Source organism: Micromonospora sp. AMSO1212t (genome assembly GCF_008868145.1).
Classification (GTDB): Bacteria; Actinomycetota; Actinomycetes; order Mycobacteriales; family Micromonosporaceae; genus Micromonospora; species Micromonospora tulbaghiae.
Genome location: NZ_WBKS01000215.1, coordinates 1 through 5,264, shown reverse-complemented (window position 1 = coordinate 5,264; position 5,264 = coordinate 1). Strand labels below are relative to the sequence as shown.

Below are 5,264 nucleotides of genomic sequence, written 5' to 3'. Positions count from 1 at the left end.
GGGGTTATGCCCGCGAGGGCGGTGGGGCCCGCCGTTCCGGCGGGTGCCGGGAGAACCGCGACGTCGCCAACGGTCCCTGCCAGTGACGAGTCCTGGTGGGAGGTGCCGTGTCCGAACCCCGCGTCGATCCGGACGTCGACCTGCGCGTACCGGCAGACCGGAGCGAACTGTCCGCGCACCCGGCGGCGGTGCTCGGCGTGATCGCCGCCGGCGGCGTGCTCGGCGCGCTGGCCCGGGCCGGCGCCCAGGCCGCCGTGCCGCACCAGCCCGGCGGCTTCCCCTGGGCCACGTTCGCCGTCAACGTCACCGGCTGCCTGCTCATCGGCGTGCTGATGGCGGTGCTCGCCGCCCGCCCGGCCCACCCGCTGACCCGGCCGTTCCTCGGCGTCGGCGTGCTCGGCGGGTTCACCACGTTCTCCGCGTACGCGGTCGACGCGCAGCGGCTGCTGACCGACGGCGCGGCCGGTACGGCGGGCGCCTACCTGGCCGCGACGGTGCTCGGCGCGCTGGCGGCGGTCGCGGCCGGGGACGCGGTGACCGCCCGGCTGCTGGCCGCCCGGGACGGGAGCCGGCGGTGACCGTCGCACTGCTGCCTGCCCGGAGTGGGGCGGACCGATGACGATCCTGCTGATCGCGCTCGGCGCCGCGATCGGCGCGCCGCTGCGCTACCTGACCGACCGGGCGGTGCAGGCCCGGCACGGGTCGCCGTTCCCGTGGGGCACGCTGACCGTCAACGTGGCCGGGTCGGTGCTGCTCGGCGGCCTGCTCGCGGCGCCCGTCGCCCCGGGCGTGACCGCGCTGGTCGGCACCGGCTTCTGCGGCGCGCTGACCACCTGGTCCACGCTCAGCTACGAGACGTTGCGCCTGGCCCGCACCGGCGAGCGCCGCCCCGCGTACGCGAATGTCACGCTCAGTGTGGTCGCGGGGCTCGGCGCGGCGTTCCTGGGCTACGCGGTCGTCACCGCGCTGAGCGGCTGACCGCGCCGGTCAGCCGGTCAGCGGGCCCGGCGCTCCGGGTGGGCCCGGTTCCATGCCCGCATCCGCTCCGGGTAGCCGGTGCGGGCCGCCTCGTACAGCGGCACCGCGTGCTTCTGGGCGATCTTGCCGGCGACCCGGGGCGAGCCGGTACGGCGGCGGATCCACTCGCCGTCGTGCGCGATGGCGACGACTGTGGTGTCGGTGGCGGTGGTCTCCGGTTCCAGGTAGAACTCGACCCCGCTCCGGCTGGTGACGAACGCCTCCAGTTGCGCCAGGTCCTCCTTGGTCGCCTCGCGGTCGAGCTTCGTGGGCGTCGTCGGGTCGGCGGCCCGGCGGCTGAACCAGCCCATGCCCGCCTCCTCTCCTCGCGTTCGCTCCAGTGCAGCACGCCCGCCTGGCAGGCGGCTGGGAGCGCGGTGGGAGTCGGCTGGAGCGGCTCAGCCGACCTTCGCCGCCGGGGCGCCGGCCTGCGCGTCCGGCGCGGCGGCGCGTTCCCGCAGCACCGGCACCAGCGCGAGCGTGGGCAGCAGGAGCAGCGGCACCACGCCGAGCGCGGACAGCACCCCGAAGTGGTCGCCGAGGAAACCGAGCAGCGGCGGGCCGGCCAGGAAGGCGGTGTAGCCGATCACCGCGACCACGCTCACCCGGGCCGGGGCCCTGTCCTCGTCGTCGGCGACGGCGCTCATCCCGACCGGGAAGCCGAGCGAGGCGCCGAGTCCCCACAGCGCGACGCCGGCCACGGCGAGGGGGCCGTTCCCGGCCAGCACGGCGAGCGCGGCACCGGCGGACGCCATCGCGATGGTGGTGAACAGCACCGGCACCCGGCCCCACCTGTCGATGGCGACGGTGCCGACGGTGCGGCCGATCGTCATGCCCACCACGAACACGCCGAACACGGCGGCGCCGACGGCCTCGTCGACCCCGTACCCGTCCACGAACGCCACCGCGAGCCAGTCGTTGGCGCTGCCCTCGGTGAACGCCATGACCAGCACGAGCAGCCCGATCAGCAGCGTGCGGGGCTCGCGCCAGGCGGCGAGCAGCGCCTGCCGCCGGGCCGCCGGCTCCCCGGCCCCGGCCGCCTCGGCGGTGGCCGCGAGGAACGCCCGGGCGCCGACCATCGTGCCGGCCAGGATCAGCACGGACAGGACCGGCAGGTGCACGCCGACGGGTACGCCGAAGTGCGCCGCCCCGGCGCCCAGCCCGGCCCCGGCCACCGAGCCGAGGCTCCAGGCGGCGTGGAACCGGGGCAGGATGGTGTAGCCGAGGCGCTTCTCCACGGCCGCGCCCTCGACGTTCATCGCCACGTCGCACAGGCCGGAGCCGAAGCCGAACGCGGCGAGGCCGAGCCCCACCCCGACGACCGAGCCGGCCAGGCTGGCGGACAGACCCGCCACGGTCAGGCCGAGCGAGACCAGCACCACCGACACGGCCACCGTGCGCGCCGGCCCGAGCCGCTGGGTGACCAGGCCGGCGGTCGGCATGGCCAGCAGCGAGCCCGCCGACGCGCAGAGCAGTAGCAGGCCGAGCCGGCCCGGGTTGAGGTCGAGCGCCTCCTGGGCCGCCGGGACCCGGGAGAACCAGCTCGCCACCGCGAGCCCGTTGAGGGCGAAGACGACGGCCACGCCGTTGCGGGCGCTCAGTACCGCCCGGGGCGCCGGTGGCCGCTTCCCGGCCGGTGCGTCGATGGTGCTGCTCACGGTGCGGTGGTCCCTTCCCCCGTCTGATCCCGACGACAATCGCACACCTGAGAGCGCTTCCACCACAAACGCGGTTATGGCTTCGCCCATCCGCGCCGGAGCAGGCATGATGCGGACATGGGTACGCCGACCGCACGTCCCGCCACGCTCGACGACGTGGCCCGCGACGCCGGGGTGTCCCGGGCCACCGCCTCCCGGGTGCTCGGCGGCTACGGGTTCACCTCGGTGGACGCCCGCGCCCGGGTGCGGGCCGCCGCCGAGCGCCTCGACTACGTGCCGGACCTCGCGGCCCGGGCGCTGGTGCGCGGGGCCGGGGTACGCCTGGTGGTGGCGGTGGTGGGCCGTGACGACTCGGTGCTGGACGACCCGTACGTGCACCGGGTGGTGGGCGCGGCGTCGCGGGTGTGCGCGCGGCACGGCGTCGGCGTGGCGCTGGAGTGGCTGCCGCTCGCCGACCCGTCCGGGCTGGCCCGGCTCGGCGCGGACCGGGGCGTCTGCGGCGTGATCCTGGTCAACACCGTCCAGGCGGCGCTCGACGCGGTACCGCCGAGGCTGCGCGGCCGGGTCGTCTCGATCGGTCAGGGCTCGGCGACGGTGCCGTCGTTCGACGTCGACAACGCCGGCGGCGCCGGCGAGGTGTTGCGTCACCTGTACGCCACCGGTCGCCGCCGCATCGTCATGGTCACCGGGCCGCGCTGGCTGAGCTGCGCCGAGCGCTCGGTCACCACGTACCGGGAGCTGATGCGGGAGTCGGGGTCGCCGGAGCGGCTGGTCACCGGCGACTTCACCACGGCACAGGGCGGCCGGGCGGCGCTGGAGGCGCTGCGCCGGTGGCCGGACGCCGACGCGGTCTACGCGGCCAGCGACGCCACCGCCTTCGGCGTGATCGCGGCGCTGCGCGGGCGCGGCATCCGCGTACCGCACGACGTGGCGGTGGCCGGGTTCGACGACCTGCCGTACGCGGCGATCAGCAGCCCGCCGCTGACCACCGCGACCCACCCGGTCGACCGGATCGCCGCCGCCGCGGCCACGGCCGTGCTGACGCGTGAGCCGGTCGCCCCGAGCACCCCGTTCCCGTCGACGCTCGTCACCCGCGAGAGCGCCTGACCGGCCGCTCGGCCCGGTCCCGTTCGGGCCGGCCGGCCCTGGCCGTCGCCCCCGCGCCGTCCGTTAATGGAGGGCGGGGAAGGGAGTTCCGATGCGGCGGTGGCGACCCACCAGATGGATGTACCGGGGCGGCCGGCCGAACCGGCTGGCCCGGATGATGAACGCGCTGTCGGCCTGGCAGTACGGCGCCGGCCTCGCCCCGCGGCACTGGGTGACCATGGAGGTGCCGGGCCGCCGCACCGGCCGGGCCGTCTCGGTGCCGATCGTGGTGGCCGACCTCGACGGCGAGCGATACGTCGTGTCGATGCTGGGCCAGCGGGCCAACTGGGTGGCGAACGTGCACGCCGCGGGCGGGCGGGTGGTGCTGCGCCGTCGCCGCCGCGAGCCGGTCCGGCTGGTCGAGGTGCCGGTGGCGCAGCGGCCACCGATCCTGCGCCGGCACCTGGCGCTCGCCCCGGGCGCCCGGGCGCACGCGCCGGTGGACCGGCACGCCCCGCTCGCCGACTTCGCCCGGGTCGCCGCCGACATTCCGGTCTTCCGGGTCGTCCCGGCGGGCACCCGGTGAAAGCGCCCGGACACAAAACTTCAGAATATCGAGCGCGACGGTTTCCGGGGGTCGTCCGAATGGGAGAGACGGCGGGTAAGATCGGCGACACGAAGGCGGCTGATCGCTGACTGTCGCGCCCGGCGCGGGCGCTCACACTTGCCGCATGAATACGAGACTCCGCCGCAGCCGCTCATTCGGCCTCGCGGTGTGTCTCGCCCTCGTGGCGATATTGAGCGGCTGCATGCAGCTCAACCTCGGGCTGACCGTGAACGACGACGACACGGTCTCCGGTCAGCTCCTGCTCACCGCACCGAAGTCCGTGCTCAAGCAGCGGAACCCGGACCCGGCGGTGGCGTTCGCCGAACTGCGGCCGAACATTCCCTCACTTCCGCCTGGAGCGGAGACCCGGTACGAGGACGCCACCTCGTACGGCATTCAGATCACGTACCGGAAAACGCCACTGGCGCAATTCACGAGCGAAAGTGTGAATCTTGTCCGGGACGAGGATCTCATTCGCTTCTCGCTCCCGCTGGACCCGAATAAATACGGCGGCAAGTTCGGGCAGCAGGATCCGCGCCAGCAACAGGCGTTCATGACCTTGATGGCGTTCGAGATCTCGGTGACGTTCCCCGGCCGGGTGCTCGACACCAACGGCACTGTCACCGGACGCTCGGTCAGCTGGAAGGTGGTCGCCAACCAGCCGAAGCCGGCCGAGTTGCGTGCCGTCGCCCAGGCTCCCCCGCCGCCCGCCACCAGCCCGGCCGCCGTGGTGACCGGGAACGGTTCCTTCCCCTGGCTGCCGGTCGTCGCCGCCGTGGTCGTCCTGCTGCTGGTCGCCGGCGTGGTGCTCGTCCTGCTGCTGCGGCGCCGGCGCTCCCGCGGCGTCCCCGGTCCGGCGGCCGCCCCCACCGCGACGGCAGCCACCGGCCCGGCCC

General features: G+C 75.2%; 7 protein-coding genes. 5 read left to right on the top strand and 2 right to left on the bottom strand.

Features of this window, described 5'->3' with window-relative positions:
- Positions 1 to 107: 107 nt before the first annotated feature.
- Positions 108 to 578 carry a CrcB family protein gene (locus tag F8279_RS29045; RefSeq protein ID WP_091417671.1) on the top strand — a complete coding sequence of 157 codons (471 nt, stop codon included), beginning with the start codon at positions 108 to 110 and terminating at the stop codon, positions 576 to 578.
- A gap of 37 nt (positions 579 to 615) precedes the next feature.
- On the top strand, positions 616 to 978 hold the full coding sequence (locus F8279_RS29040) for a CrcB family protein (protein ID WP_091417668.1): 363 nt from the start codon (positions 616 to 618) through the stop codon (positions 976 to 978).
- A gap of 17 nt (positions 979 to 995) precedes the next feature.
- On the opposite strand, the gene F8279_RS29035 is transcribed toward F8279_RS29040, so the two are convergent.
- Positions 996 to 1,328 carry a hypothetical protein gene (locus F8279_RS29035; protein WP_091417665.1) on the bottom strand — a complete coding sequence of 111 codons (333 nt, stop codon included), beginning with the start codon at positions 1,326 to 1,328 and terminating at the stop codon, positions 996 to 998.
- Positions 1,329 to 1,415: 87 nt separating this feature from the next.
- Positions 1,416 to 2,675, bottom strand: coding sequence for an MFS transporter (locus F8279_RS29030; protein ID WP_091417664.1), 1,260 nt, complete (start codon positions 2,673 to 2,675; stop codon positions 1,416 to 1,418).
- A 117-nt stretch (positions 2,676 to 2,792) separates the two neighbouring features.
- Between F8279_RS29030 and F8279_RS29025 the strand changes: the two genes are divergently transcribed.
- The 3 genes from F8279_RS29025 to F8279_RS29015 form a co-directional block, all read left to right on the top strand.
- Positions 2,793 to 3,782 (top strand): LacI family DNA-binding transcriptional regulator, encoded by a 990-nt coding sequence (locus tag F8279_RS29025; protein WP_091417662.1) that lies wholly within the window; start codon positions 2,793 to 2,795, stop codon positions 3,780 to 3,782.
- Positions 3,783 to 3,873: 91 nt separating this feature from the next.
- Positions 3,874 to 4,347 carry a nitroreductase/quinone reductase family protein gene (locus F8279_RS29020; RefSeq protein ID WP_091417660.1) on the top strand — a complete coding sequence of 158 codons (474 nt, stop codon included), beginning with the start codon at positions 3,874 to 3,876 and terminating at the stop codon, positions 4,345 to 4,347.
- Positions 4,348 to 4,492: 145 nt separating this feature from the next.
- Positions 4,493 to 5,264: DUF3153 domain-containing protein (locus F8279_RS29015; protein WP_225853451.1), on the top strand; the 772-nt coding region annotated here is incomplete at its 3' end.

Excerpts from the sequence above, each read along its gene's own strand:
- F8279_RS29040 (WP_091417668.1), top strand. The coding sequence starts at position 616 with ATGACGATCCTGCTGATCGCGCTCGGCGCCGCGATCGGCGCGCCGCTG.
- F8279_RS29035 (WP_091417665.1), bottom strand. The coding sequence starts at position 1,328 with ATGGGCTGGTTCAGCCGCCGGGCCGCCGACCCGACGACGCCCACGAAG.
- F8279_RS29025 (WP_091417662.1), top strand. The coding sequence starts at position 2,793 with ATGGGTACGCCGACCGCACGTCCCGCCACGCTCGACGACGTGGCCCGC.
- F8279_RS29020 (WP_091417660.1), top strand. The coding sequence starts at position 3,874 with ATGCGGCGGTGGCGACCCACCAGATGGATGTACCGGGGCGGCCGGCCG.